This is a genomic window from Delftia sp. ASV31 (genome assembly GCF_016428765.1).
In the GTDB taxonomy this organism is placed as follows: Bacteria; Pseudomonadota; Gammaproteobacteria; order Burkholderiales; family Burkholderiaceae_C; genus Comamonas; species Comamonas acidovorans.
The window spans coordinates 1-25281 of the sequence record NZ_JAELTK010000087.1 but is presented as its reverse complement, the minus strand read 5'-3'; the positions used below and the strand labels follow the sequence as shown (position 1 = coordinate 25281).

The window sequence follows — 25281 nt, the reverse complement described above, 5'->3', positions numbered from 1 at the left end:
CCCCCCCCCCCCCCCCCCCCCCCCCCCCCCCCCCCCCCCCCCCCCCCCCCCCCCCCCCCCCCCCCCCCCCCCCCCCCCCCCCCCCCCCCCCCCCCCCCCCCCCCCCCCCCCCCCCCCCCCCCCAACCACCTTTTTTGTTCGCATTTCGTCGGCAGCGTCAGATGTGTATAAGAGACAGCCCGTCGCCATTTCAACCCCTGATTCCTATCCTTGATGACCCGATCCGATCTCGTCGAAGAACTCGCCGCCCGCTTTGGCCAACTGAGCCAGCGCGATGCCGAGCAGGCCGTCAAGACGATTCTTGACGCCGTCAGCGATGCCCTGGTACGAGGCCATCGCATCGAAATCCGCGGCTTTGGCAGTTTCTCGGTCAACCATCGCCCGCCTCGCATGGGCCGCAATCCCCGCAGTGGCGAGGCCGTCCACATTCCGTCCAAGCGCGTGCCGCACTTCAAGCCCGGCAAGGCCCTGCGCGAAGCCGTGGACCTGCGCCCCGGTGCAGCCATCGATACAGACAACACAGGCTCCGGCACAGGCTCCGGCCCTGCAGCCTGAAAGCGGGCTGACCGGCTGCGTGCGCCGCAGCCGCCCTCTCCGCCAGGCTCTAGAATCGTTCCCGTCACACAAGGGAACACATGAAGTACTTCCTGTGGCTGCTCAAGGCGGCCATTTTTTTTACGCTGTTCGCTTTCGCCCTGAACAACCAGCAGGACGCGACGGTGCACTTCTTCTTCGGCACCTCCTGGACTGCGCCGCTGGTACTGGTGGTGCTGGCCGCCTTCGCTCTGGGCCTGATCGTGGGCGTTCTGGGCATGGTGCCGCGCTGGCTCAAGCACCGCAACGCCGCGCGCTCGACCCAGGCCACGGTGCCTGCCGCAGCCGAGGCACCGGCAGCGGCCACGGCGCCCAAGCCCGCCCCATCCCCCATCCTGCCGGGCGACGTGCATGGAATTTGATCTGAGCTGGATATTGCTGGGCCTGCCCGTCGCCTTCGTGCTGGGCTGGCTGGCCTCGCGCTGGGACCTGAGGCAGATTCGCGCCGAAAACCGCCAGGCGCCCAAGGCCTATTTCAAGGGCCTGAACTTCCTGCTCAACGAGCAGCAGGACAAGGCCATCGACGCCTTCATCGAAGCCGTGCAGAACGACCCCGACACTTCGGAGCTGCACTTCGCGCTGGGCAACCTCTTCCGCCGCCGTGGCGAATACAACCGCGCCGTGCGCGTGCACGAACACCTGCTGTCGCGCGGCGACCTCAGCCGCGTGGACCGCGACCGCGCCCAGCACGCGCTGGCCCAGGACTTTCTGAAGGCAGGCCTGCTCGATCGTGCCGAGGACGCGCTGCGCCGCCTGGAAGGCACGGCCTTCGAGGCCGAAGCCCGCCTGGCCCTGCTGGCCATCTACGAACGCTCGCGCGACTGGACACAGGCCGCCGCCATTGCGCGCCGCATGCAGGAAGCCAACCAGGGCGACTTCAGCGGCCGCCTGGCCCACTACCTCTGCGAAGACGCCCAGGCCCTGCTGACCCAGGGCCAGCAGGCCGAGGCACTGCAGCGGCTGCAGCAGGCCATCACCACAGCCCCACAGGCCGCACGCCCGCGCCTGGAGCACGCGCAGCTGCAGCACCGCATGGGGCAATCGGCCCAGGCCCTGAACACGTTGGAAAGCCTGGCCGAGCAGTCCCCGGCTTCGCTGCCGCTGGCGGCTCAGCTGCTGGTGGACATTGCCGCCGCCACGGGCCAGCGCCAGCACATCCACCAACTGCTCAGCCAGCAGTACGAGCAGGCACCCTCGCTGGATCTGCTGCAGGCGCTGGTCGCGCTGGACGCTCAGATTGAAGAACAGAGCAACGATGGTGAAACCAAGGCACCGGGACGCGCACGCCTGGTCCAGCATCTGGACAGGGAGCCCTCCCTGGTGGCTGCCGCGCAGTGGCTGGCAGGGGAGAAACTGGCCGAGGAGCAATACCACCCGGCCGTGCAACGCGCGCTGGACCACGCGGCCAAGCCGCTGACCCGCTACCGCTGCGCGGCCTGCGGCTTCGAAGCACGCCAGCATTTCTGGCATTGCCCCGGCTGCCAGAGCTGGGACAGCTATCCGGCCCGGCGCGTCGAGGAGCTGTGATGCGGGGCAGGCGCGAGAGGCAGCTCCACCCCCTGCATCGCGTCACCCCCATTGGCAAACACCGCATGGACGGTGTATTTTCAGAGTATTCCTAGAAACCGCCTTGGCAGGCGCATGGCCATTGACTTTGCACACGTTCGGCCATGCCTGCACGGGCCTGCTGGCCCCCTTCATCGCCTAGCCGCACGCCAAGGCCCTGCATAAGATGCCTCTGGGTCGCAATGTTGCGGCCCTCAACATTTTGGGATCAGGAGGTTTGTATGTTCAGAAAACTGATGGCTGGCTTCATTGCACTGCTGTGGTCCGTGATGGCCCTGGCTGCCGTGGAGGTCAACAAGGCGAATGAAGCCGAACTGACATCCATCAAGGGCATTGGCCCGGCCATGTCGGCACGCATTCTCGAGGAGCGCAAATCCTCCGCCTTCAAGGACTGGCCCGATTTCATTGCCCGCGTCAAAGGCGTGGGCGAACCGACCGCCGCCAAGTTCTCGGGTGACGGCCTGACGGTCAATGGCACCAGCTACAAGGGCCAGGGAGCCAAGCCCGATGCAAAGGACACGGCGGCCAAGGACACCAAGGACACGGCAGCCAAAGGCGCCAAGCCGACCAAGGACCAGGCCTCCAAACCGGCCACGCCAGCCAAGGCCGGCGCGGCCTCCTGAGTACGCCAACTGTCTCTATCCAACCCGCTTCGGCGGGTTTTTCATGCGTACTACCCTCGGGGTATGCGCGGCCATAGCCTGAAACATGCTCAGGTTTTCATAGCGAAGCAAAAAACCTTGCCCGTAAAATGAACCGCCCATGCCCCTGATCACCCTCATCCTCCTACCCTTCATCGGCAGCCTGATTGCCGCAATGCTGCCCGCCAATGCGCGCAATACGGAGTCAACGCTGGCCGGCGTCATTGCTCTGGGCTGCGCCATCCAGACGGCATTGCTGTTCCCCCAGATCGCCGATGGAGAGGTGCTGCGCCAGGAGATCGAGTGGCTACCGGCACTGGGACTGAATCTGGTGATCCGCATGGACGGTTTTGCCTGGATGTTCTGCATGCTGGTGCTGGGCATAGGCTCGCTGGTGGTGCTTTATGCGCGCTACTACATGTCGCCGGCCGATCCCGTGCCGCGCTTTTTCTCATTCTTTCTGGCCTTCATGGGCGCGATGGCGGGCGTGGTGCTGTCGGGCAACATCATCCAGATTGCCTTCTTCTGGGAGCTGACCAGCCTCTTCTCCTTTCTTCTGATCGGATACTGGCACCATCGCAAGGATGCACGCCGGGGCGCGCGCATGGCGCTGACGGTGACGGGAACGGGCGGCCTGGCCATGCTGGCCGGCATGCTGGTGCTGGGCCACATCGTGGGCAGCTATGACCTGGACAACGTGCTCATCGCCGGCCAGCAGGTGCGCGACCACCAGCTGTATCTGGTCGCCCTGGTGCTGATCCTGCTGGGCGCACTGACCAAGAGCGCGCAGTTCCCCTTCCACTTCTGGCTGCCGCACGCCATGGCCGCGCCCACGCCGGTGTCGGCCTACCTGCACTCCGCCACTATGGTCAAGGCCGGCGTGTTCCTGCTGGCGCGCATGTGGCCCGTGCTGGGTGACACCGATGCCTGGTTCTGGCTGGTGGGCGGAGCCGGCGCTGCAACGCTGCTCATCGGTGGCTATCTGGCCATGTTCCAGCACGATCTCAAGGGATTGCTGGCCTATTCGACGATTTCCCACCTGGGCCTGATCACGCTGCTGCTGGGCCTCAACAGCAAGCTGGCCGCCGTGGCTGCGGTGTTCCACATCATGAACCACGCGACCTTCAAGGCCTCGCTGTTCATGGCCGCAGGCATCGTTGACCATGAAAGCGGCACGCGCGACATCCGCCGCCTCTCGGGCCTGCGGCACATGATGCCCATCACGGCCACGCTGGCCTGCGTGGCCAGCGCGGCCATGGCGGGCGTGCCGCTGCTCAACGGCTTCCTGTCCAAGGAAATGTTCTTCGCCGAGACCGTCTACCTGGACGCTGCCCCCTGGGTGCGCACGGCCCTGCCCGTGGCCGCCACGGTGGCGGGCATGTTCAGCGTGGCCTATTCGCTGCGCTTCACCATCGACGTCTTCTTCGGCCCCAAGGCCACCGACCTGCCGCACGAGCCGCACGAGCCGCCGCACTGGATGCGCGTGCCCGTCGAATTGCTGGTGCTGGCCTGCCTGGTGGTGGGCATGCTGCCGGCGTGGGCGGTGGGCAGCTTCCTCGCAGCGGCCGCCACGCCCGTGGTCGGCGGCGATCTGCCCGAGTACAGCCTGGCCATCTGGCACGGCTGGAACATGCCCTTGATCATGAGCCTGGTCGCCCTGATTGGCGGCATCCTGCTGTACATGCTGCTGCGCTGGCAGCGCCAGGCCGGCCATATCGATACCGCACCGCTGGTCGGCACGCTCAGCGGCCAGCGCATCTTCGAGAACCTGCTGGCCCGCCTGTCCCTGCTGGGCCGCTGGTCGCGCCGGCGCCTGTCCACCATGCGCCTGCAGTGGCAGATGCTGTGGCTGGTCTGCACCGCCGTGCTGGCGGGCGTTCTGCCGCTGTGGCTGCAGGGCATCAAGCTGGGCGATCGGGGCATGCTGCCACTGTCGCCCGCCTTCGTGCTGCTGTGGGCCGTGGGCATTCTCTGCGCCCTGGGCACGGCCTGGAAGGCCAAGTACCACCGGCTGACTGCGCTGATCATGCTGGGCGGCGCCGGCCTGTGCACCTGCCTGACCTTCCTGTGGTTCTCGGCGCCCGATCTGGCGCTGACCCAGCTGGTGGTCGAGGTCGCCACCACGGTGCTGATGCTGCTGGGCCTGCGCTGGATGCCCAAGCGCGACAAGAGCCTGCACATTCCCGTGCTGTCCGCCGAGCTGCGAGCCCGCTCGCGCCGCATGCGCGACCTGCTGCTGTCGCTGGTGGCCGGGGGCGGCATGGCCTGGCTGGCCTTCGCCATGATGAGCCGCCCCTTCTATGACGGCGCCTCCACCTTCTTCCTCGAACATGCGCTCAGCGACGGCGGCGGCACCAATGTGGTCAACGTCATGCTGGTGGACTTCCGTGGCTTCGACACCTTCGGCGAAATCGTGGTGCTGGGCATCGTGGCCCTGGTGGTCTATGCCCTGCTGCGGCGCTTCCGCCCAGCCCGCGAGACGCTGGACCTGCCCGAACAGCAGCGCTACGTGCCAGGCGACCTGCAGACCGATCTGTTCAATCCGCGCAATGCCGGCGATACGGCCGTGGGCTACCTGATGGTGCCCGCCGTGCTGGTCCGCCTGCTGCTGCCTTTCGCGGCCCTGGTCTCTGTCTACATCTTCATGCGCGGCCACAACGAACCCGGAGGCGGCTTCGTCGCCGGCCTGGTGTTCTCGGTCGCCTTGCTGATGCAGTACATCATCTCCGGCACGCAGTGGGTCGAGGCCCACTTGCCGATCTTCCCGCGCCGATGGATCGGTGTCGGCCTGCTGTTCGCACTGGGTACCGGCATGGGCTCCATCGTGGCCGGCTATCCCTTCCTCACCAGCCACACCTTCCATATGACCCTGCCAGTCGTCGGCGACGTGCATCTCGCCAGCGCCCTGTTCTTCGACATCGGTGTGTTCTCGCTGGTGGTGGGCGCGACCATGCTCATTCTGACGGCCATCGCCCACCAATCGGTGCGCAGCCACCGCTACCACGCCCGCCTGCTGGAGGAGCAGCAACAACAGGCCGAGGAGGCCGAAGCCGCCGTGCAGCAGGCCACCGCCGCAGCCCTGGCGCGAGGAGGTTTCTGATGGAAGTCGTGCTTGCCATTGCCATCGGCGTACTGACCGGCTCGGGCGTGTGGCTGCTGCTGCGCCCACGGACCTACCAGGTCATCATGGGACTGGCCCTGCTGTCGTATGCGGTCAACCTGTTCATCTTCAGCATGGGCCGCCAGGGTCTGGCCATTGACAAGGAGCCTGTGCTGCGGGCCGGCGTGCCGCAGGATCTCGCGCACTATGCCGATCCCATGCCCCAGGCGCTGGTGCTCACGGCCATCGTGATCGGCTTTGCCATGACGGCGCTGTTCCTGGTGGTGCTGCTGGCCTCGCGCGGCACCACCGCCACCGACCATGTGGACGGAGCCCATTCCCGCACCGAGCAGGAGATGCCATGAACGAGCTGACCGCCCGTCTCATGCCGCACCTGATGCTGGCGCCCATCGTGCTGCCCATGCTCTCGGCAGCGCTGATGCTGCTGCTGCGCGAGGAGCGCCAGCGCGTGAAGTTCGCCCTTGGCCTGGTGTCCACCGTGCTGGGCCTGGGCGTGGCCGTGCTGCTGATGCTGTGGACCGACCAGGCCGGCGCACCCGTCAACCTGGGCGTCTACATGCCGGGCAACTGGCCCATGCCCTTCGGCATCTCGCTGGCGCTGGACCGCCTGACCGGCATGATGCTGGTGCTGACCTACACGGTGGCCCTGGCCTCGCTGATCTTCTCCAGCGCCCGCTGGCACCGCGCGGGGATGCACTTTCACTCGCTGTTCCAGTTCCAGCTGATGGGCCTGAGCGGCGCCTTCCTCACGGCGGACCTGTTCAACCTGTTCGTGTTCTTCGAGATCATGCTCGCGGCCTCCTACGGCCTGTTGCTGCATGGCTCGGGCCGGGCGCGCATCCAGGCGGGCCTGCACTACATCGCCATCAACCTGGCCGCCTCGTCGCTGTTCCTCATCGGCGTATCCATGCTCTACGGCCTGACTGGCACGCTGAACATGGCCGACCTGGCGCGCGCCATTCCCCAGATCAGCAGTGCCGACCGCGGGCTGCTGCATTCGGCAGCGGCCATCCTGGGCATCGCCTTCCTGACCAAGGCGGCCATGTGGCCGCTGAACTTCTGGCTGGTGCCGGCCTACAGCGCGGCCACCGCGCCCGTCGGTGCCGTGTTCGCGCTCATGACCAAGGTGGGCGTCTACGTGGTGCTGCGGCTGTGGACGCTGCTGTTCAGCTCCGAGGCCGGCTCCTCCGCCCTGTTCGGCAGCACCTGGCTGATCGTCGGCGGCATGCTGACCATGGCCTTCGGCGGCCTGGGCATGCTGGGCTCGCAGCGCCTGACCCATATCGCGGGCTTTGCGGCCATCCTGTCGTCAGGCACCCTGCTGGCTGCCACGGGCTTTGGCCAGAACGCGCTGACGGCGGGGCTGCTGTACTACCTGCCCAGCTCCACCCTGGCCGTGAGCGCGCTCTTCCTGATTGCCGACGTGGTGGACCGCTGGCGCGTGGATGACGACGCGGGCGAGCCCTATGAAGACGACGAAGCGCCCTTCCTCAACGCCGAACTGCTTCCCACCGAGGGATTCAACCTTGACGAATCCGAAGAGGTGCTGATCGGCCGCGCCATTCCCGCAGCGGCCGCCTTCATCGGCCTGAGCTTCATGCTGGCCACCCTGGTGGTTACCGGCCTGCCCCCGCTGTCGGGCTTCGTGGGCAAGTTCGCCATGCTGTCTGCCCTGCTCAACCCGCTGGGCCTGGGCAACTCCAGCGGCTTCCAGGCCGGCTGGGCCGGCTGGGTGCTGGTGGCGCTGATGATCATCACCGGGCTGCTGGCCCTGCTGTCGCTGGTTCGCGCCGGCATACGCCACTTCTGGGCGACCGAGGAGCAGAACTCCCCCTCGCTGCGCGTGGTCGAAGGCCTGCCCATCGCCTTGCTGCTGGCCTGCTGCGTGGCTTTGACGATGCGCGGCGGCGAACTGATGGGCTACACACAGCGCGCAGCCGATGCGCTGCTGGCACCCGATGTCTATGTGCGCTCCGTCATGGGCACGCAGCCCGAGCCCAGCCCGGCAGAAAAGAAGGCCCGCCTGGAAGCCGGCCCTGAAGGCGCGGCACGCGCTGCGGCCCAGGCCAGTGGCGCACCCATACCCGCAGGCATAGGCGATGCAGGCACGACGGCGGGCAAGGAGGATTCCCGATGATGAAAGCCTTGCTGCCCGCACCGCTGCTGTCGGTGGCGCTGTTCCTGCTGTGGCTGCTGCTCAACCGTTCGTTCAGCAGTGGACAGATCCTGCTGGGCGCCTTGCTGGGCCTGCTGCTGCCGCTGCTGCTGCGCGGCCTGCGCCCCTTGCCCGTGCGGGTGCGCCATCCGCTGACCATCCTGCGCCTGGCGCTGCGCGTGGTCTGGGACACCTCGGTGTCCAACTTCAACGTCGTGCGGTTCATGCTGTTTCCGGGCATGCGCAAGCACCCGGCCAACTTCGTGCGCATCCCGCTGGAACTGCGCGACCCCAACGGCCTGGCCGTGCTCGCCATGATCGTGTGCATCACGCCCGGCACGGCCTGGGCCGAGATCTCGCGCGACCGCTCGCAGCTCATGCTGCATGTGCTGGAGGTCGATGATCCCGAGGAGATCGTCCAGCACGTCAAGCGTTGCTACGAGCGCCCCCTGATGGAGATTTTCGAATGATGCCCTGGTTCCACTGGACTTTGATGTTCGCGCTGGGCCTGCTGGTCGCTGCCATGGGCTGCGCCGTGCTGCGCCTGCTCAAGGGCCCGCACGCCCAGGACCGCGTGCTGGCGCTGGACTGCATGTACCTCAACGGCATGCTGGCCATGCTGCTCATGGGCATCATCTACGACAGCACAAGCTACTTCGAGGCGGCGTTGCTGGTCGCGCTGTTCGGCTGCGTGGGCTCCACCGCCATGGCCAAGTTCCTGCTGCGCGGCGAGGTGATCGAATGACGCCGGAGACCACACTGCCGCTGTGGTGCCAGATCCTGGTTGCCGCGCTGGCGCTGGGCGGTGCCATCATCGCCTTCCTGGGCTCCATGGGACTGTGGCGGCTGGGCAGCTATTTCGAGCGCGTGCATGCGCCCTCCATCATCGCCACCATGGGCTGCTGGCTGATCATGCATGCCACCTGGATCTACTTTTCCGTCAGTGGCCAAAGCCTGGCCGTGCATGCGCTGCTGATTGCGGTCTTCATTTCCGTGACCGTGCCCATCACCACCATCTTCCTGATGCGCGCAGCCCTGTTCCGCGCGCGCCGTGCGGGCCAGGACGTGCCGCCGCCGCTGAGCACCGTCGTGCGCAACGAACCGGCCGAGCACCCGGACGTCTGAAATCGCTTGCGGCGCATGAAAATGCCCGCCCATTGCAGGTGGCGGGCCCCAGGCCAAGGCCCTGCCCAACTGCTCAGCATATGAATCTGCCACCGGCCCCGTCAATGCGCAAAGCAACGGATACGCGAGCCCCGCGGCTATGAGTTTGTGAGCGTATAGTGCAGTCATCATCTACGCTGGCAACGCATTTGATGGAACGGCCACAGGCGTGGCCGCCCTGGGTTTTTCTGTGTACGAGGGTTCATGCAAATCTCTTCCCCCCTGACCGATACCGATCTGGCCAACGGCTGGTCGGCCCTTCACAACCAGGCGCACAACGGCATGGCATTGCAGCAGAATTCCAATCGCCTCGCCTTCGCGGACCCGGAATTCATGTTCCGCCGCGAGACCCGCGGCATCCGCATGCAGCTGGAGCTGCTCAAGCCCGACCTGGCGCAGATCGAACGCGGCATAGAGCACACCGTCGTGGTCTATGGCAGCGCGCGCTTCGTGGACCTGGAGCAGGCCGAGCAGCAACTGGCCGACGCACAGGCCAGCGGCGATGCACAGCGCATTGCAGTGGCCGAGCGCGCCGTGCGCAACGCCCACCGCTACGAGCAGGCCCGCGCCTTCACGCGCATCGTGGCCGCCGACAGCCTGAACCAGCCGCCCGAGGAGCGCCTCTATATCTGCACCGGCGGCGGCCCCGGCATCATGGAGGCGGCCAACCGTGGCGCCCATGATGTGGGCGCACCCAGCATCGGCCTGAACATCGAGCTGCCGCACGAGCAAAACGGCAACCGCTTCATCTCGCCGGACCTGAGCTTCAAGTTCCACTACTTCGCCTTGCGCAAGATGCATTTCATGATGCGCGCCAAGGCCCTGGTGGCCTTCCCCGGCGGCTTCGGCACGCTGGACGAGCTGTTCGAGGTGCTGACCCTGATGCAGACCGGCAAGACGCATTCCGTGCCCGTGATCCTGTTCGGCACCGAGTTCTGGAAGCGGCTGCTCAACATCGACCTGATGATCGAGGAAGGCACGATCTCGCCCAAGGACCTGCAGCTGTTCCGCTATACCGATGATCCGGTGGAGGCCTGGGCGCTGATCAAGCAGTTCCACGCTGGCGGCTGGTAAGCCGCAGCGGCCGGCAGGCCGCCACCGCTTCGCAAGGCGATCTGCGCACCAAGGCGCAGGTCGCCTTTTTCATTCCGGCTTGCGCGGCGGCAGCCCCATGAACCAGGCCGTGCGGATGCCCGAGGCCACGGCCGCGCCCACCACCCAGAACAGCGCAGACACGCCGATCAGCGCCCCCGCCGAGCCGAACAGCACGGGCATGGCCACGCTGGAGGCATTGATGGCCATGAGCCGCAGGCCCAGCGCCTCGCCATGGCGGTGCTCGGGCGTGATCTGGTGCAGCATGCTCATGACCATGGGCTGCACCGAGCCCAGCGAAAAGCCCAGCAGCACCGAGCACACGCCCATGGTCAGTGCCGAGTCCATGAAGGGGTACAGCGCAAAGACGAAGGCGGTGATGGCCATGGCGCCGGAGATCACGGCGCCTTCGCGCAGGCGCTCGGCCACCAGCGGCATGGCCAGGCGGATGGCGGCGGCCGCCACGGCAAAAATGCCCAGCAGCGTGCCGATGACCGAGGCGCTCAACCCCTTCTCATGGCCCAGCAGCGGCAGCACGAAGGTGTGCACATCCCAGCACGCCGACTGCAGCCAGTTGACCAGCAGCAGGTTGCGGAAGTTGCGGTCGCGCAGCAGGTCCCAGGCATGCTGCTTGGGGCCGCCGATGGGCGCGCGCACGGGCGGCAGCTCCTGCGTGTGGCGCACCCAGCTCCAGGCCAGCACGGGCACCAGGGCCAGCAGGCCGAAGGCGACGCGGTAGCCCATGGTGCTGCCCTCGCCGCCAAAATTCGCGTGATCGATCAGCAGCCCGGTGCTGAAGGGCCCGATGAAGTTGGAGATGGCCGGGCCTATGGCCAGCCAGCTGAACACCTTCTTGAGCGCCACGGCGTCGTGCGTGACCCGGCCCGCATGGCGCTGCACGGCAATCACCACCGCGCCGCTGGCACCGCCCGTCAGCAGCGCCACCAGGCACAGCACGGGATAGACCGGAAACGCCAGCGCCAGCGCGCAGCCGCCGCTGGCCGCCAGCATGGACAGAAAAAACGGCTTGCGAAAACCATGCTTGTCCGCAAAACGCCCGGCCGGCAGCGCCAGGAACACCTGGGTCAGCGCAAACAGCGCCAGCAAGATCCCCACGGCCGCCGCGCTGTAGCCCTGCTGCAGCGCCAGCAAAGGCGCGGCCAGCCGCATGCCGGCCATGGTGGCGTGCACGCTGACCTGGGCCATGATGACTTTGAACAGCGCCAGATTCATCTCAGTCCTGCTCCGACCCTGGCACCATGCCTGCCGCCGTGTCCTTGTCGTCCGGCAGACCGGGCAGCCCTGCGCTCGAGGCCGGCGCGGGCAGCTCCTGCACATCGCGCAATTGCCGCTGGATGGCGCGCGTGCGCACACCCACCTGCTCGAAGCGCTTGGCGGCGGCATCGATGGATTTGCGCGTGGCATCCACCACCTCGCCGAACTTGGCGAACTCGGTCTTGACCTGGCCCAGCACGGCCCAGACCTCGGAGGAGCGCTTTTCGATGGCCAGCGTCTTGAAGCCCATCTGCAGGCTGCTGAGCATGGCAGCCAGGTTGGCCGGGCCGGTGACCATCACGCGGCAGCCGTTTTGCACGGCCTCGACCAGGCCGGGGCGGCGCATGACCTCGGCAAACAGGCCTTCCGTGGGCAGGTAGAGCACGGCAAAGTCCGTGGTGTGGGGCGGGCTCACATACTTGCCATGGATCTTGCGGGCCTCGAACTTGATCGATGCCTCGAAGGCATTGCCGGCCGAGGCAATGGCCGCCTTGTCGGCCGCATCCTGGGCGTCGAGCAGGCGCTGGTATTGCTCCACCGGGTATTTGGCATCGATGGGCAGCCAGACCGGCGTCTCGTCGCTGCGCCCGGGCAGGCGGATGGCGAACTCCACCATGTCGTCGCTGCCGGGCACGGTCTTGACGTTGCGCGCGTACTGCTCGGGCGTGAGCACGTTCTCGATGATGGCGCCCAGCTGCAGCTCGCCCCAGGTGCCACGCGTCTTCACATTGGTCATCACGCGCTTGAGATCGCCCACGCTGCCGGCCAGTGTCTGCATCTCGCCCAGGCCCTTGTGCACCTGCTCCAGCCGGTCGCTGACCAGCTTGAACGATTCGCCCAGGCGCTGCTCCAGCGTGGCATGCAGCTTCTCGTCCACCGTGCGCCGCATCTCTTCCAGCCGCGCCGCGTTGTCCGACTGGATGGTGGCCAGGCGCTCGTTGAGCGTGCCGCGCAGCTGTTCGGCATGGACCTGGCTGGACTGCGCCAGCCCGCCCAGCTGCTGCTGGATGTCGTTCTTGAGGGAGTCCAGCGTGCTGCGCGTGGTCTGCGCCAGCGCCTCGAAGCGCTCCTGCACATGGGCGTTGAAGCGCTGCGTGCTTTCGCCCTGGGCCTCGCGGGCCTGGGCGCTGTCGGCGGCCAGGCGCACCGTGAGCCGGCCCAGTTCCATGCGAAAGGCCGCCAGCGCCTCGCCCTGCTCGCGCCGCGCGGCCTGTGCATCGAGCTGGGCCTGGGCCAGATGGGCCTGCAGTTGCTGCGATACGCGGTCCAGCCCGCCGTCGCTCTTGGCCACGGCCATCTGCGTGGCCTGGGCGCCGCGCTCGAGCTGCTGCAGCCGCACATCCAGCATCTGCAGCGCCTGCAGCAACTGCTGCGGCGCCACCCCGTCATCGCGCTGCGCCGAGCGCCTGCACAGCAGCCAGATCACGGCCGCCTGCCCCAACAGCAGCACGGCCCATGCCGCCCACCACACTCCGGATATCTGGGTCAAGATCTTGCTTCAGCTCCATGCAGCGGGAAGCGGCCAGGGCCTTCTTTCCCGCGATTGTCGGGATACGGCACTCAGGCCTTGGCGCGCGCGCCTGCGGCCGCCGCCTCGGGCTGGTTGACGGGCGTGCGCGGGCCCTTGCCGCTCAGAAAGTCGATCAGGTTGTCGGCTGCCAGCTCGGCCATGGCGCTGCGCGTGCCCATGGTGGCGCTGGCGATATGCGGGGTCAGCACGACATTGGGCACGGTCAGCAGGTCGGGATGGACCGAGGGCTCGCCCTCGAACACGTCCAGGCCGGCGGCGGCAATGGTCCTGTCGCGCAGCGCCCTGGCCAGCGCCGCGTCATCGACGATGCCGCCGCGCGCGATGTTGATCAGCGTGGCCGTGGGCTTCATCCTGGCGATCTCGGCCGCGCCTATGGTGTGGTGGTTTTCCTTGGTGTAGGGCAGCACCAGCACCACATGGTCGGCCATGGCCAGCAGTTCGTCCTTGCCCACGTAGCCGGCCTTGCATTCGGCTTCCAGCTCAGGCGACAGGCGCGAGCGGTTGTGATAGACCACCTTCATGCCGAAGCCATGCGCACCGCGCCGGGCAATGCCCTGGCCGATGCGGCCCATGCCGATGATGCCCAGCGTGCTGCCGTGCACTTCCGAGCCGGCGAACAGGTCGTAGCGCCAGGAGTTCCACTTTCCGGCGCGCAGGTAGTGCTCGCTCTCGGTCACGCGGCGGGCCGTGGCCATGAGCAGGGCGAAGCCGAAGTCGGCCGTGGTCTCGGTCAGCACGTCGGGCGCGTTCGTGCCCTGCACGCCCGCTGCCGTCATCGCGGGCACGTCGAAGTTGTTGTAGCCCACGGCCATGTTGGCCACGACCTTCAGGCGCGGACAGGCCGCCAGCAGTGCTGCATCGATGGTCTGCGAGCCTGTGGTCAGCACGCCGTCCTTGTCCTGCAGATGCGCGGCCAGCTCCTGCGGGCTCCAGACCACGTCGTCCTGGTTGGACTCGACCTCGAAGTGCTGCTCCAGCTTGCGCACCACCTCGGGCGGGATGGCGCGGGCGATCAGGATGCGGGGTTTGCTTGCCATGTCTGTCTCTTTCCTTGTCTTGGCGGGAGGCGGTTCTTCAGCGGAACCAGATGAAGCTCATCAATACGAACAGCGGCACCAGAATGCCCAGCGACCAGGCCATGTAGCCGAAGAAGCTGGGCATCTTCACGCCGCGCTCCTCGGCAATGGCCTTGACCATCAGATTGGGCGCGTTGCCGATATAGGTGTTGGCACCCATGAACACCGCGCCCGCGGAGATGGCCGCCAGCGTGGAGGCCATCGTGGTCATCAGCTGCGCGGCGTCGCCCCCTGCGGTGTTGAAGAACACCAGGTAGGTCGGCGCGTTGTCGAGGAAGGAGGACAGCAGGCCCGTGGCCCAGAAGTACATCAGCGGATCGGGCGTGCCGTCGGCGCGCGTGACGGCACCCACGATGGCGCCGAACGGCCCGCCCGTGCCCGCCTTGAGCATGGCGATCACGGGGATGATGGTCAGGAAGATGCCCGCGAACAGCTTGGCCACTTCCTGCATGGGCCCCCAGCCGAATTCGTTGGCCTGGTGCACGCTGCGCGGCGTGAGCCGCAGGGACAGCAGCGCCACCACGATCAGGCCCGCATCGCGCACCAGCCCCGGCAGGCCCACATGCGTGCCGGCCAGCACCAGCCCTGCATCGGTGCGCCACAGGCCGCTCATCAGCACCAGGGCCACCACGGCCAGCAGCAGCGCGAAGTTCACGCTTCCATCGAAGCCCAGGCGGCTGGCGCGGCCCGAGGCGTCGATGCTGGGCGTGGGATCGGGCAGGTCCGCCTCGCCGGCCTTGCGCAGCAGCCAGGTGTCGATCGCGTAGAACAGCGCCAGCAGCACGCCGACCAGGAACAGGGTCTCGGTGAAGATGTGGCGCACCGTCCAGAAGAAGTCCACGCCCTTGAGAAAGCCCAGGAACAGCGGCGGGTCGCCCAGCGGCGTCAGCGAGCCCCCGGCATTGGAGACGATGAAGATGAAGAACACCACCACATGCACCTGGTGCCTGCGGTTGTCGTTGGCGCGCAGCAGCGGCCGGATCAGCAGCATCGAGGCGCCCGTGGTTCCCATGAAGCTGGCCAGCACGGCGCCGATGGCCAGGATGGCCGTGTTCAGCCCAGGCGAGCCCTTGAGATTGCCGCGCACATAGATGCCGCCCGACACCGTGTACAGCGCCGTCAGCAGGATCACGAAGGGCAGGTACTCGGCCAGCAGCGCATGCACCAGGTTGACCAGGGCCGCACCCGCACCGAACACCGCTGCAAAGGGCAGCAGGAAGGCCAGCGCCCAGGCCGCCGTCAACTTGCCGAAATGCCGGTGCCAGAAATGGGGCGCCACCAGCGGCACCAGGGCAATCGACAACAGCATGCCCGCAAAGGGCACGCCCCAGAGCACCGACAGCTGGCCGCCATCGATCTCGGCCGCCAGGGCCCAGGAGGGCACGCAGGCGACGAGCAGCACCAACAATCCACGCAAGGCCTTCATGGTCCCGTCTCCTCTTTGTTCTGTATTCACTGTCCCCTCCTGGCAGCGGGCCGCGCAGCGATCAAGTCTGTGCCGCGGGCGCCGCGATCTCGAACACCTGGCGCAGATAGGCCAGGTATTTCTCGTCGTCGCACATGCTCTTGCCCGGCGTGTCCGAGAGCTTGGCCACGGGCTGGCCGTTGCAGCGCGTCATCTTGATGACGATCTGCAGCGGCACATGGTCGGGCGCGTCGCCCAGGTCATTGGTCAGGTTGGTGCCGATGCCAAAGGCCAGCTGGCAGCGCCCGTGGAAGCGCTGGAACAGCTCGATGGTGCGCGGCACCGTCAGGCCGTCGCTGAAGATCAGCGTCTTGGTCAGCGGATCGATGCGGTTGGCGCGGTAGTGGGCCAGCAGCCGCTCGCCCCACTCGAACGGGTCCCCGCTGTCATGGCGCGCGCCATCGAAGAGCTTGCAGAAGTACAGGTCGAAATCGCGCAGGAAGGCCGACATGCCGTAGACGTCCGACAGCGCAATGCCCAGGTCGCCCCGGTACTCGCGCGCCCAGGACTCGAAGCCGAAGATCTGGCTGTCGCGCAGGCGCGGGCCCAGCGACTGGCAGGCCTGCAGGTATTCATGGGCCAGCGTGCCCAGGGGCCGCACGCCCAGCTTCATGGCATACAGCACGTTGCTGGTGCCCGCGAACTGCCCCTCGGACTCCGCGGATGCGCCGGGCCGGCCAAGGCGTGCGCACAGCACGCGCAGCACCTCTTCATGCCAGGCCCGCGAAAAGCGGCGGCGCGTGCCGTAGTCGGCAATCTTGAGCTGCTCCAGGCCCGGCTGCTGCAGCAGCGCGATCTTGGCATCCAGCCGGCGCCGGCCCTCGGGAAAATCGGGCACCGGCTGGGTGTTGCGGAAGTACACCTCGTTGACGATGGCCAGCACGGGAATCTCGAACAAGATGGTGTGCAGCCAGGGCCCGCGGATGGTGATGTCGATCTCGCCATTGGGCAGCGCCTGCACCGTGACGCACTTCTCGTTGAGGTGGAACAGGCTCAGGAAATCGACGAAATCGCTCTTGATGAAGCGCAGCGAGCTCAGGTAGGCCAGCTCCGCATCCTGGAACCGCAGGCTGCACAGCGAGCGGATCTCGGCCCGGATCTCGTTCACATAGGGCGCAAGCTGCACGCCGGGATTGCGGCACTTGAAACGGTACTCGACCTGTGCCCCGGGAAACTGATGCAGCACCACCTGCATCATCGTGAATTTGTACAGGTCGGTATCGAGCAGGCTGGTGATGATCATGGACAGAGCCGGGCGGTAAGCGCCCAAGCGGTCAGATGGCAGACAGCTTTCGAGTGTAGGCCATCCACACGCCGCCGCGCTGCGAGCGGGCGCCTTGCATGCGCCCCGAACGCCATCAACCGCGCAGCAGCGGCTCCAGCACCCGGCGCAGCGCCTGCGGAATCTGGGCAGGCCGGCGCGTCTGCCGGTCCACATAGACATGGACGAAATGCCCGGCTGCGGCCGACAGCGGCTCACCCTGCGCAAACAGCCCCACTTCGTAGCGCACGCTGGAGCCGCCGATGCGGGCCACGCGGATGCCGGCTTCCACCTCCTGCGGAAAGGCCAGCGGGGCGAAGTAATTGCATTGGGTCTCTATGACCAGTCCTATTGTCTCGCCCGCATGAATGTCCAGCGCGCCCTGCTCTATCAGATGGGCATTCACCGCCGTATCAAACCAGCTGTAATAGACGACGTTGTTGACGTGCCCGTAGACATCGTTGTCCGACCAGCGCGTGCTGATGCGTCGGAATGCCGCATAGGCCGAACGGGGCTGCGGCGCGGGGCGGCTCGGGGGCGATTCATTCATGGCGGCCATTGTGCCGCCGGCCGAATGCGCCCTGTCCCCGGCCACTGTCGCCATCACGACGCGCACTGCTGCCGATCACTCGCCAAACGAGTAAGCATGCCAACTGAAAAATGTCGTCAAACCGACATAAAACCAATTCAAAATCAAAGACTTACAAAAAACCCACAGCTTTCCGGATTTTTTTGCTGCACCGCAGCATCAGGTACTTGATTCCTTTTTTGCAATCCCTACAATAAGACCCATGCTGCACTGCAACATGACACTCAGTCAGGTCAGCGCAGGCAATTCCCCGTAACCCGAGACCCCCTGTGGTCCGTTTTTCTGGAGACTGACATGAGCTTGACCCCTGACCAAATCCTGAGCGCACAAAAGGCCAACCTGGAAACCCTGTTCGGCCTGACGAGCAAGGCCTTCGAAGGCGTTGAAAAGCTGGTGGAACTGAATGTGACCGCCTCGCGCGCCGCACTGACCGAAGCTGCCCAGCACACCCAGGCTGTCCTGAGCGTCAAGGACGCACAGGAACTCCTGTCGCTGCAGGCCAACCTGTTCCAGCCCCTGGCTGAAAAGACCGCTGCCTACAGCCGTCACCTGTACGACATCGCCAGCGGCACCGGCGCCGAACTGGCCAAGACCTTCGAAAGCCAGGCATCCGACCTGCAAAAGAACTTCAGCGCCCTGGTGGACACCACGGCCAAGAACGCACCCGCCGGTTCCGAAACCGCCGTTGCCGTGATGAAGAGCGCCGTGTCGGCTGCCAACAATGCCTTCGAGTCGGTGCAAAAGGCCGTCAAGCAGGCTTCGGACCTGGCGGAAGCCAACTTCACGGCCGTGACCAACACCGCCAGCGAAGCCGTCCAGTCGGCCCAGACCCGCAAGCGTTGATCACGCTGTCTTACAACAGGGCTGTGTGCAAGAATCAGTGATTACCCGCATAATTGGACGCATCCCGGGTCGAAAGACCTGACCAGTTGTCTCCTTGGATCCTCTTGAAACCCCCGTTTCTGGATCCTTTCAAACCCAGTCTTTGGACTGGGTTTTTTTTCGTGCGCTTTTTCGCGCGCCAGGGCTCACGGCCCACCAGGGACCACCGCGCACAAGCCCTTAGACGGGCCCCACCCTTTATTAAGAACAATTCGCGTTTGACCTATCATCGCGCTTTGCCAACAAAGAGAGGCCTGTCTTCATGTCGAAATCCCTGAAAGCCCTGTTTGCCGCTTGCGCCCTGGTGGCTGCCGGCACAGCCATTGCCGACTCCCAAGTCGTCAACCTCTACTCCGCGCGCCACTACTCCACGGACGAGGAGCTGTACAACGGCTTCACCAAGGCCACCGGCATCAAGATCAACCGCGTGGACGGCGACGACGCCGGCATCATTGCGCGCCTGAAGGCCGAGGGCCAGGCCTCGCCGGCCGACGTGATCCTGCTGGTCGATGCCGCACGCCTGTACCGCGGCGAGGTCGATGGCCTGTTCCAGCCCATCCACTCCAAGCTGCTGGAAGACGCCATCCCCTCCAACCTGCGCGCCCAGCCCACGGCCGATGGCATCAGCTGGTTCGGCCTGTCCACACGCGCCCGCGTCATCGTCTACAACAAGGCCAAGGTCCAGCCCGCCGACGTGCAGAACTACGAATCGCTGGCCGACCCCAAGTTCAAGGGCCAGCTGTGCATCCGCTCGGGCTCGCATCCCTACAACCTGAGCCTGTTCGGCACCGTGGTCGAGCACATGGGCGACCAGAAGGCCGAAGGCTGGATCCAGGGCATGAAGGCCAACCTGGCCCGCCCGCCCAAGGGTGGCGACACCGACCAGATCAAGGCCGTGGCCTCGGGCGAATGCACCATCGGCGTGACCAACAGCTACTACTTGGCGCGCATGATGCGCTCGGGCAAGCCTGAGGACCAGGCCGTGGTCGGCAAGATCGGCGTGGTCTTTCCGAACCAGTCCAGCTGGGGCACGCACCTGAACATCGCAGGCGGCGCCGTGGCACGCCATGCCAAGAACAAGGACAACGCCGTCAAGTTCCTGGAGTACCTGGCCAGCCCCGCCGCCCAGAACTACTTTGCCAACGGCAACAACGAGTGGCCCGCAGCCAAGGGCGTGGAACTGGACAACCCCGCACTCAAGGAAATGACCGGCGGCAAGCCCTTCAAGAGCGAGACCATCCCGATCACGGCCGTGGGCAAGAACATGACCAAGGTCCAGCAAATGCTGGACCGTGCCGGGTTCCAGTAACCCCCATCGCGCCCATCACCAGCCCGGCACTGCCGGGCTTTTTCTTGGGCGCGACATGGCTGCGGCCGGGGCTGCATGCATAATTTGAGAGTTACGTTTACGTCAACGTCAGATAACCAAGGAGACATTCCATGCAGATCAAGGACCGGGTATTCATCGTCACGGGCGGCGCCTCCGGGCTGGGCGAAGGCACGGCGCGCATGCTGGCTGCCGAGGGCGGCAAGGTGGTGATTGCCGACATGCAGGCGGACAAGGGCGAGGCGGTGGCGCGCGAGATCGGTGGCGTCTTCGTCAAATGTGACGTGAGCCAGGAAGCCGATGGCCAGGCCGTGGTGGACAAGGCCGTGAGCCTGGGCAAGCTGGCAGGCCTGGTCAACTGCGCAGGCATTGCGCCCGCCGAGAAGACCGTGGGCAAGAACGGCGCGCACAACCTGGCGCTGTTCTCCAAGACCATCACCGTCAACCTGATCGGCAGCTTCAACATGATCCGCCTGGCCGCCACCGCCATGTCGGCCAACGAGCCCGAGAGCACGGGCGAACGCGGCGTGCTGATCTCCACGGCCAGCGTGGCCGCCTACGACGGCCAGATCGGCCAGGCGGCCTATGCGGCGTCCAAGGGCGGCGTGGTCGGCATGACGCTGCCCATTGCGCGGGATCTGGCGCGCAACGGCATCCGCAACATGACGATTGCCCCCGGCATCTTCGGCACGCCCATGCTGTTCGGCATGCCGCAGGAAGTGCAGGACGCGCTGGCCGCAGGTGTGCCCTTCCCCAGCCGCCTGGGCACGCCCCAGGACTATGCCAAGCTGGTGCGCCACATCCTGGACAACGACATGCTCAATGGCGAGGTGATCCGGCTGGATGGGGCCATTCGTCTGGCGCCGAAGTAAGCACCCCCTGAGCGGCTGCGCCGCTTCCCCCTCTCTTTCTCGCTTCGCGAGGGAGGGGGACGACACCCTAGCGGCGGGGCGGCGCGGCCGGCATAGGCCCTTGCTCGGTGTCCCTCGCTTTGGGCCGTGCCGGTTTTTGAGATACGCGCGTTGTCACACCGTGGTGTCTGCAGGCGTGTCTGCAGGCGCTCTGGCCATCATCTCCAGCCCCTTGCGCAATGCAGGGAACAGGCTGTGCTGGAAGTTGTTCCAGCGCAGCTCAAGAATCGTGTCTTGGGGATCGATATCGGTGCCCAGCACGTCGGCGATGACTTCGCCGGAGTCGATGCCGTTGTCCACGTAGTGAAAGGATGCGCCGGTCTTGAACAGGGGCGGGACCTGGCGCTGTTCCATGGTCTTCCAGTCCACGATCTTGTAGCCCTGCGCGCCATGCAGCGCGTCCAGCGTGGCGCAGGCGCCCCGGCGTTCATAGGGTGACTCCAGCCGCGTGATGCCGGGGTGGATGTTGGCAATCCTGCGGTGGAACAGGGCCCCGGGCCGCACGAGCCGGTCCAGGATGACGAGCAGGCCGTCCAGCACCACCCGCTCGGCACCGAGTTGCACCAGCCTGTCCTGCAGTTGCGCCTCGAACATCTGCTTGCCCGCGGCGCGCTGCGGATCGTTCAGCGGCAGGCGCCGGTAGGAAGACGGCACGGCCATGAGCAGGTCATTGACCCTGCGCCCCTGGATGCGCAGGTCCGGCGGATAGAACCAGCGACCGCCCGGCTGGTAGCTGAAGCCGTAGTCGCCGATTTTTTCGCGGTCGCGCGGCGAGGCCTCGTCGTCGTCGTGGATCACGGCCTCCAGGCTGTAGATATCGCCCAGCGGGCTGGTGTCCAGCAACTCGCCCAGGTATTCGAGCGGCGACTTCATGTAGCGCGTTGCGCCCTTGTAGGCGATGTGCTGGCCGGCCTGGTCGGCGGCGGCGTTTCTCAGGGACCAGATGTAGACGAGTTTTGTCTTTGCCATGTTCGTGGATTCAGCAGGAATTCAGATGTCGGCCAGCGCGCCTTGACTGGCGGGACTGGCCGATGCAGCCGCCACCGGCTGCGCCCCTTCTTGCGGCAGGACCATGCGGCCGGCCTCCATGCGCACGATGCGGTCGGCCAGGTGGAAGTAGCGATCGTCATGGGAGATGACCACCAGCAGGTGGCCCCTGGCGCGCAGCTCGGGCAGCAGCTCGGTGTAGAACAGGTGGCGGAAGCTCGGGTCCTGGTCGGCCGCCCATTCGTCGAAGACCAGCACGGGCCGGCCCTCCAGATAGGCGTGGACCAGGGCCAGGCGCTTGCGCTGGCCGGTGGACAGGTCGATGGTGCTGAAGCTGCCGTTGCGCACGCTGACCTTGTGTGCGATCTCCAGCCGCTGCAGGTAGGGCAGCGCGGCCTCGGGCAGCGCGGCGGCCTGGCCCTCTTCGCCGCCGGCCACCAGGTCCTCGAACAGGTAGAAGTCCGAGAACACCGTGGTGAACAGCTGGCGGTAGTCGTCGCGCGTCTGCGCCGTGACGGGCTGGCCGTCATGCAGGATCTCGCCCTGCTGGGGCGCATACAGGCCCAGCAGCAGCTTGATCAGCGTGGTCTTGCCCGAGCCGTTGTCGCCCACCACAAAGACCAGTTCGCCCTTGCCCAGCTTCAGGTCGATGGGGCCGATCTCGAAGGCCTTGCCGCCTTCGGGCGCATCGAAGGCATAGCGCACGCCCCGCAGCTCCAGGCCGCGGTCAAGGCGGACCTCGCCGGGCGGGCTGTCCAGGTGCAGGTGCGGCTCCGGGCTGGCAAAGCGCGCGGAAAGGTCGGCAATGCGCTGCAGCGCCACCTTGGCGCGGCCCAGGTTGGGCAGCGCGCCTGCGATCTGGTCCATGGGGCCCTTGAGGAACAGCAGCACCAGCACGAAGCCGCTGAGCACCACGGGCTCGGTGGTGCGCAGCGCGGCCCAGCCCAGGATGAGGGCGATCAACAGAAAGAACAGCGCCGAACCGAAGGCCGAGGCCAGCACATAGGTGTTGATGGCGCGACCGTTGATGCGGCGGATGGCATCCACGGTGGAGCCAATCTGCCCGTCGAAGATGCGGCCCCGGCGCGCGCGGTGCATGCGCAGCTCCTTGGCGCCTTCGCTGATGGCGCGGTAGGCCTTGTGCAGCACTTCCTCGTGATCGCGCGCCTTCCAGAACCCCGCCACGCCGCGTGACTGCGCCAGCGCCTGCAGGCTCACGCCCAGCACCAGCGCCACCACCAGCATGGCAAACAGCGGCGGCGACAGCAGGGCCAGATAGGCCAGGCAGCCCAGCGCAATGGCCAGGGCAATCACGTTGGAGGCCAGCACGAAGGCCACGTCGCTGATCATGTCCACGTCCTGCGTGAGCACGGGCATGAGGCGGTGCGTGCGGTAGCGCTCCAGCGCATCGATGGGCGCGGCCAGGATCTTGCCGGCCAGTTCCTTGCGCAGCTGCGCCACCAGGCGCTGCCCCACGAAATTCCCCGACATGTCCGACGTGGCCCGGCATACCAGCACGGTGGCACACAGGGCGATGAAGGTCAGCAGCAGCCCGCCCGCCAGCCCACCGGGGCGGTTGAGCACCTGGTTGATGGTCGCCAGCAGCGCCACCGTGGCCCCACCCGCGCAAATGCCCGTGACCACGGACAGCGCCATCCACGGCAGGAAGGGCTTGAGCAGGCGCAGTACCTCGGAGGGCGGTCGGCTGGCGTTTTCCATAAGGGATTCCTCTGGCGCCCGTGGGCGCATGACCTTGCAATGCCGGCGCGGCCCGGCGTTTCCTGGAGCGCGACGCACGGCGAGCGCTCCCTACTCCCTGCAAGACGTGCGTGCGCCAAAAATGTTCACCGCCCAGGCGATGAACAAATTCCGCCGCCCTGCGTCATCACGAAGAAGGGGCAGCGCGGGCGCCATGCCCTGCACCGGCCCGCTTTGCCTTGTCTGCCGCACACCCGAAGGACGCCATGGCTCTCCACCCCGACCTGCAAGCATTTCTTGAACTCGCCAACGCCCAGGCATCCAGCCGCCCGCGCATGAGCCAGATGACGGCAGCGCAGGCGCGCGCCGCCTACGACAACGCCACGCTGGCGCTGGACCTGCCGGGCGACGATCTGCCCACCGAGGACATGGATCTGCCCACGCGCGACGGCGCGCGTATCCGTGCCCGGCTCTACCGCGCAGCCCCTGAACACACAGCCGCGCCCTGCCTGCTGTTCCTTCACGGCGGCGGCTACGTGCTGGGCGGGCTCGACTCGCATGACAGCCTGTGCCGCAGCCTGGCGCTGGGTACGCCCTGCAATGTGCTGGCCATCGACTACCGGCTGGCGCCAGAGCACCGCTTTCCCACCGCCTTCCTCGACGCACAGGACGCCCTGGCCTGGCTGCTGGAGCACGGCGGCCGCCATGGCCTGGACGCGCAGCGCCTGGCCATTGGCGGCGACAGCGTCGGGGGCACGCTGGCCACGGCCCTGTGCATCGCCGCGCGCGACGCGGGCATGCCCCAGCCCTTGCTGCAGTTGCTGCTCTACCCCTGCACGGCAGCGCAGCAGGACAGCGACTCGCATGCGCGCCTGGCCACCGGCCATCTGCTGGAAGGTGACACCCTGGCCTGGATGTTCGGCCAATACCTGCGCAGCGATGCGGACCGGCAGGACTGGCGCTTTGCCCCCCTGCAGGCATCCGACCTGGGCCGGCTGGCACCCACGCTGATGGTGCTGGCCGAGTACGACCCGCTGATCGACGAAGGAAAGCGCTATGCCGAGCGGCTGCAGGCCGCCGGCGTGGCCGTGGACCTGCAGATCTACGCCGGCATGGTCCATGACTTTGCGCGGCTGGGCGCACTCACCGAAGAGACCGAGGTGCTGCGCGACCGGCTCTGCAAGGCACTGGCCCATGCCTTCCAGGCGGCCCGCAGCCCGGCCCTGGCATGAACGACCCTGGCATGAACATTTGCCGCGCCTGCGCGTCATCCCGGTCATGAGGCTGCCTTGTGTCCCTTGTGCCCCTTGTGCCCCTTGTGCCCTTGCCCGAGCCCCCACCCGTGCCCCGCACGCGGGGCACTCCATCTGAAAGAGTCCACGTGCGTCCAGTCGAAGCCACCGCTACACCGTCACCAGACGCCTCCGGCGCCAGCTACCTTGCCCATGCAGGCGCCGAGACGATCAGCGTCTTCGGCGATGGACAGCGGCTGCGCCTGGAGCGTTCGGGGTCCGTGGATGCCGGCAGGCCCGGCAAGCACAGTCTCTGGAACCTGTCGCGCACGGCCGCGCCAGGTCTGATGCAGCTGCAATGGCTGGGCCCCTGCTCGGGCATGCCCGAAGCGGATGAACTGCTGGCCGCACTGCAGGCAGGCTTTGGCCTGCATCCCGATGCGCAAGCCATCGACCTGTCCCTGCCCCGCCTGCCACCGGGCCTGCGCGACAGCATTGCCACAGTGCAGCCGGGCCAGGCCCCGTGCGTGGCAAGAAGCGTGCTGTGGCAGCAGCCCCTGTGGCTGCCCCGCCCGCGCCCACCCTATGCGCTGCACTACACGATCAGCGAAGGCCGGCGCCACCCCGTGCGCCTGCACAATCCGCGCGGCGAGGTCTACCGCCGCTTCATCCCCTGGCTGGGCCGCACGCTGAGCTTTCGCACCGTGGAGCCCG

The 25281-nt window shown here is 66.7% G+C and carries 23 protein-coding genes and 1 pseudogene; 16 read left to right on the top strand and 8 right to left on the bottom strand.

Features of this window, described 5'->3' with window-relative positions; genetic code table 11:
• Positions 1–213: 213 nt before the first annotated feature.
• The 11 genes from JHD82_RS24010 (at position 214) to JHD82_RS23960 (ending at position 10315) form a co-directional block, all read left to right on the top strand.
• A complete protein-coding gene (locus JHD82_RS24010; RefSeq protein WP_199139153.1) occupies positions 214–555 on the top strand; it encodes an integration host factor subunit beta in 342 nt (113 codons plus the stop codon).
• 80 nt (positions 556–635) lie between these two features.
• Positions 636–956, top strand: coding sequence for a lipopolysaccharide assembly LapA domain-containing protein (locus JHD82_RS24005; RefSeq protein ID WP_013801625.1), 321 nt, complete (start codon positions 636–638; stop codon positions 954–956).
• Positions 946–2121: a lipopolysaccharide assembly protein LapB gene (gene lapB, locus JHD82_RS24000; RefSeq protein WP_199139152.1), complete on the top strand. Its 1176-nt coding sequence runs from the start codon at positions 946–948 to the stop codon at positions 2119–2121. Before JHD82_RS24005 ends, lapB begins: the two co-directional genes overlap by 11 nt.
• 260 nt (positions 2122–2381) lie before the next feature.
• The gene (locus JHD82_RS23995) at positions 2382–2783 is read left to right on the top strand and encodes a helix-hairpin-helix domain-containing protein (protein ID WP_199139151.1); all 402 of its coding nucleotides are present in this window, start codon (positions 2382–2384) and stop codon (positions 2781–2783) included.
• Positions 2784–2922: 139 nt separating this feature from the next.
• Positions 2923–5901, top strand: a complete 2979-nt coding sequence (locus JHD82_RS23990; RefSeq protein WP_012206528.1) for a monovalent cation/H+ antiporter subunit A — start codon at positions 2923–2925, stop codon at positions 5899–5901.
• Positions 5901–6266 carry a Na+/H+ antiporter subunit C gene (locus tag JHD82_RS23985; protein WP_012206529.1) on the top strand — a complete coding sequence of 122 codons (366 nt, stop codon included), beginning with the start codon at positions 5901–5903 and terminating at the stop codon, positions 6264–6266. The genes JHD82_RS23990 and JHD82_RS23985 overlap by 1 nt, the downstream gene beginning before the upstream one ends.
• Entirely contained in the window at positions 6263–8059 is a 1797-nt protein-coding gene (locus JHD82_RS23980; RefSeq protein WP_012206530.1) for a monovalent cation/H+ antiporter subunit D, read from the top strand. The genes JHD82_RS23985 and JHD82_RS23980 overlap by 4 nt, the downstream gene beginning before the upstream one ends.
• On the top strand, positions 8056–8547 hold the full coding sequence (locus JHD82_RS23975) for a Na+/H+ antiporter subunit E (RefSeq protein ID WP_199139150.1): 492 nt from the start codon (positions 8056–8058) through the stop codon (positions 8545–8547). The genes JHD82_RS23980 and JHD82_RS23975 overlap by 4 nt, the downstream gene beginning before the upstream one ends.
• Positions 8544–8822 (top strand): K+/H+ antiporter subunit F, encoded by a 279-nt coding sequence (locus JHD82_RS23970; protein WP_012206532.1) that lies wholly within the window; start codon positions 8544–8546, stop codon positions 8820–8822. Before JHD82_RS23975 ends, JHD82_RS23970 begins: the two co-directional genes overlap by 4 nt.
• On the top strand, positions 8819–9202 hold the full coding sequence (locus JHD82_RS23965; protein WP_012206533.1) for a monovalent cation/H(+) antiporter subunit G: 384 nt from the start codon (positions 8819–8821) through the stop codon (positions 9200–9202). Before JHD82_RS23970 ends, JHD82_RS23965 begins: the two co-directional genes overlap by 4 nt.
• A 243-nt stretch (positions 9203–9445) precedes the next feature.
• Complete coding sequence (locus JHD82_RS23960) at positions 9446–10315, top strand: LOG family protein (RefSeq protein WP_012206534.1); 870 nt, start codon at positions 9446–9448, stop codon at positions 10313–10315.
• 69 nt (positions 10316–10384) lie between these two features.
• Here JHD82_RS23960 and JHD82_RS23955 read toward each other — a convergent pair whose 3' ends face one another.
• The 6 genes from JHD82_RS23955 to JHD82_RS23930 all read right to left on the bottom strand — a co-directional run bounded on the left by JHD82_RS23955 (position 10385) and on the right by JHD82_RS23930 (position 17500).
• Positions 10385–11566, bottom strand: a complete 1182-nt coding sequence (locus JHD82_RS23955; RefSeq protein ID WP_012206535.1) for an MFS transporter — start codon at positions 11564–11566, stop codon at positions 10385–10387.
• Between the two features lies 1 nt (position 11567).
• On the bottom strand, positions 11568–13058 hold the full coding sequence (locus JHD82_RS23950) for a DNA recombination protein RmuC (RefSeq protein WP_199139157.1): 1491 nt from the start codon (positions 13056–13058) through the stop codon (positions 11568–11570).
• A 110-nt stretch (positions 13059–13168) separates the two neighbouring features.
• Entirely contained in the window at positions 13169–14176 is a 1008-nt protein-coding gene (locus JHD82_RS23945) for a D-glycerate dehydrogenase (RefSeq protein WP_034394999.1), read from the bottom strand.
• A 37-nt stretch (positions 14177–14213) separates the two neighbouring features.
• Positions 14214–15641, bottom strand: a complete 1428-nt coding sequence (locus JHD82_RS23940; RefSeq protein ID WP_012206538.1) for a sodium:proton antiporter — start codon at positions 15639–15641, stop codon at positions 14214–14216.
• A gap of 61 nt (positions 15642–15702) precedes the next feature.
• A complete protein-coding gene (pncB, locus tag JHD82_RS23935; protein ID WP_012206539.1) occupies positions 15703–16923 on the bottom strand; it encodes a nicotinate phosphoribosyltransferase in 1221 nt (406 codons plus the stop codon).
• Between the two features lie 115 nt (positions 16924–17038).
• Entirely contained in the window at positions 17039–17500 is a 462-nt protein-coding gene (locus JHD82_RS23930) for a thioesterase family protein (RefSeq protein WP_034394994.1), read from the bottom strand.
• 324 nt (positions 17501–17824) lie between these two features.
• On the opposite strand from JHD82_RS23930, the gene JHD82_RS23925 reads away from it, so the two are divergent.
• The 3 genes from JHD82_RS23925 (at position 17825) to JHD82_RS23915 (ending at position 20611) form a co-directional block, all read left to right on the top strand.
• On the top strand, positions 17825–18373 hold the full coding sequence (locus JHD82_RS23925; protein ID WP_012206541.1) for a phasin family protein: 549 nt from the start codon (positions 17825–17827) through the stop codon (positions 18371–18373).
• Between the two features lie 301 nt (positions 18374–18674).
• On the top strand, positions 18675–19721 hold the full coding sequence (locus JHD82_RS23920; protein ID WP_012206542.1) for a Fe(3+) ABC transporter substrate-binding protein: 1047 nt from the start codon (positions 18675–18677) through the stop codon (positions 19719–19721).
• Between the two features lie 131 nt (positions 19722–19852).
• On the top strand, positions 19853–20611 hold the full coding sequence (locus JHD82_RS23915; RefSeq protein WP_013801611.1) for a 3-hydroxyacyl-CoA dehydrogenase: 759 nt from the start codon (positions 19853–19855) through the stop codon (positions 20609–20611).
• A gap of 153 nt (positions 20612–20764) precedes the next feature.
• On the opposite strand, the gene JHD82_RS23910 is transcribed toward JHD82_RS23915, so the two are convergent.
• Positions 20765–21619, bottom strand: coding sequence for a N(5)-hydroxyornithine transformylase PvdF (locus JHD82_RS23910; protein WP_199139149.1), 855 nt, complete (start codon positions 21617–21619; stop codon positions 20765–20767).
• 21 nt (positions 21620–21640) lie between these two features.
• On the bottom strand, positions 21641–23356 hold the full coding sequence (locus JHD82_RS23905) for a cyclic peptide export ABC transporter (RefSeq protein WP_199139148.1): 1716 nt from the start codon (positions 23354–23356) through the stop codon (positions 21641–21643).
• 245 nt (positions 23357–23601) lie between these two features.
• Here JHD82_RS23905 and JHD82_RS23900 point away from each other — a divergent pair, with 245 nt between their 5' ends.
• Positions 23602–24567, top strand: coding sequence for an alpha/beta hydrolase (locus tag JHD82_RS23900; protein ID WP_199139147.1), 966 nt, complete (start codon positions 23602–23604; stop codon positions 24565–24567).
• 149 nt (positions 24568–24716) lie between these two features.
• Positions 24717–25281: pseudogene (locus JHD82_RS23895) on the top strand (acetyltransferase); the annotation flags it as partial.

Bases quoted from the DNA above. Each gene is read 5' to 3' on its own strand.
- JHD82_RS24010 (WP_199139153.1), top strand. From the start codon at position 214: ATGACCCGATCCGATCTCGTCGAAGAACTCGCCGCCCGCTTTGGCCAA.
- JHD82_RS24005 (WP_013801625.1), top strand. From the start codon at position 636: ATGAAGTACTTCCTGTGGCTGCTCAAGGCGGCCATTTTTTTTACGCTG.
- lapB (WP_199139152.1), top strand. From the start codon at position 946: ATGGAATTTGATCTGAGCTGGATATTGCTGGGCCTGCCCGTCGCCTTC.
- JHD82_RS23995 (WP_199139151.1), top strand. From the start codon at position 2,382: ATGTTCAGAAAACTGATGGCTGGCTTCATTGCACTGCTGTGGTCCGTG.
- JHD82_RS23990 (WP_012206528.1), top strand. From the start codon at position 2,923: ATGCCCCTGATCACCCTCATCCTCCTACCCTTCATCGGCAGCCTGATT.
- JHD82_RS23985 (WP_012206529.1), top strand. From the start codon at position 5,901: ATGGAAGTCGTGCTTGCCATTGCCATCGGCGTACTGACCGGCTCGGGC.
- JHD82_RS23980 (WP_012206530.1), top strand. From the start codon at position 6,263: ATGAACGAGCTGACCGCCCGTCTCATGCCGCACCTGATGCTGGCGCCC.
- JHD82_RS23975 (WP_199139150.1), top strand. From the start codon at position 8,056: ATGATGAAAGCCTTGCTGCCCGCACCGCTGCTGTCGGTGGCGCTGTTC.
- JHD82_RS23970 (WP_012206532.1), top strand. From the start codon at position 8,544: ATGATGCCCTGGTTCCACTGGACTTTGATGTTCGCGCTGGGCCTGCTG.
- JHD82_RS23965 (WP_012206533.1), top strand. From the start codon at position 8,819: ATGACGCCGGAGACCACACTGCCGCTGTGGTGCCAGATCCTGGTTGCC.
- JHD82_RS23960 (WP_012206534.1), top strand. From the start codon at position 9,446: ATGCAAATCTCTTCCCCCCTGACCGATACCGATCTGGCCAACGGCTGG.
- JHD82_RS23955 (WP_012206535.1), bottom strand. From the start codon at position 11,566: ATGAATCTGGCGCTGTTCAAAGTCATCATGGCCCAGGTCAGCGTGCAC.
- JHD82_RS23945 (WP_034394999.1), bottom strand. From the start codon at position 14,176: ATGGCAAGCAAACCCCGCATCCTGATCGCCCGCGCCATCCCGCCCGAG.
- JHD82_RS23940 (WP_012206538.1), bottom strand. From the start codon at position 15,641: ATGAAGGCCTTGCGTGGATTGTTGGTGCTGCTCGTCGCCTGCGTGCCC.
- pncB (WP_012206539.1), bottom strand. From the start codon at position 16,923: ATGATCATCACCAGCCTGCTCGATACCGACCTGTACAAATTCACGATG.
- JHD82_RS23930 (WP_034394994.1), bottom strand. From the start codon at position 17,500: ATGGCCGCCATGAATGAATCGCCCCCGAGCCGCCCCGCGCCGCAGCCC.
- JHD82_RS23925 (WP_012206541.1), top strand. From the start codon at position 17,825: ATGAGCTTGACCCCTGACCAAATCCTGAGCGCACAAAAGGCCAACCTG.
- JHD82_RS23920 (WP_012206542.1), top strand. From the start codon at position 18,675: ATGTCGAAATCCCTGAAAGCCCTGTTTGCCGCTTGCGCCCTGGTGGCT.
- JHD82_RS23915 (WP_013801611.1), top strand. From the start codon at position 19,853: ATGCAGATCAAGGACCGGGTATTCATCGTCACGGGCGGCGCCTCCGGG.
- JHD82_RS23910 (WP_199139149.1), bottom strand. From the start codon at position 21,619: ATGGCAAAGACAAAACTCGTCTACATCTGGTCCCTGAGAAACGCCGCC.
- JHD82_RS23905 (WP_199139148.1), bottom strand. From the start codon at position 23,356: ATGGAAAACGCCAGCCGACCGCCCTCCGAGGTACTGCGCCTGCTCAAG.
- JHD82_RS23900 (WP_199139147.1), top strand. From the start codon at position 23,602: ATGGCTCTCCACCCCGACCTGCAAGCATTTCTTGAACTCGCCAACGCC.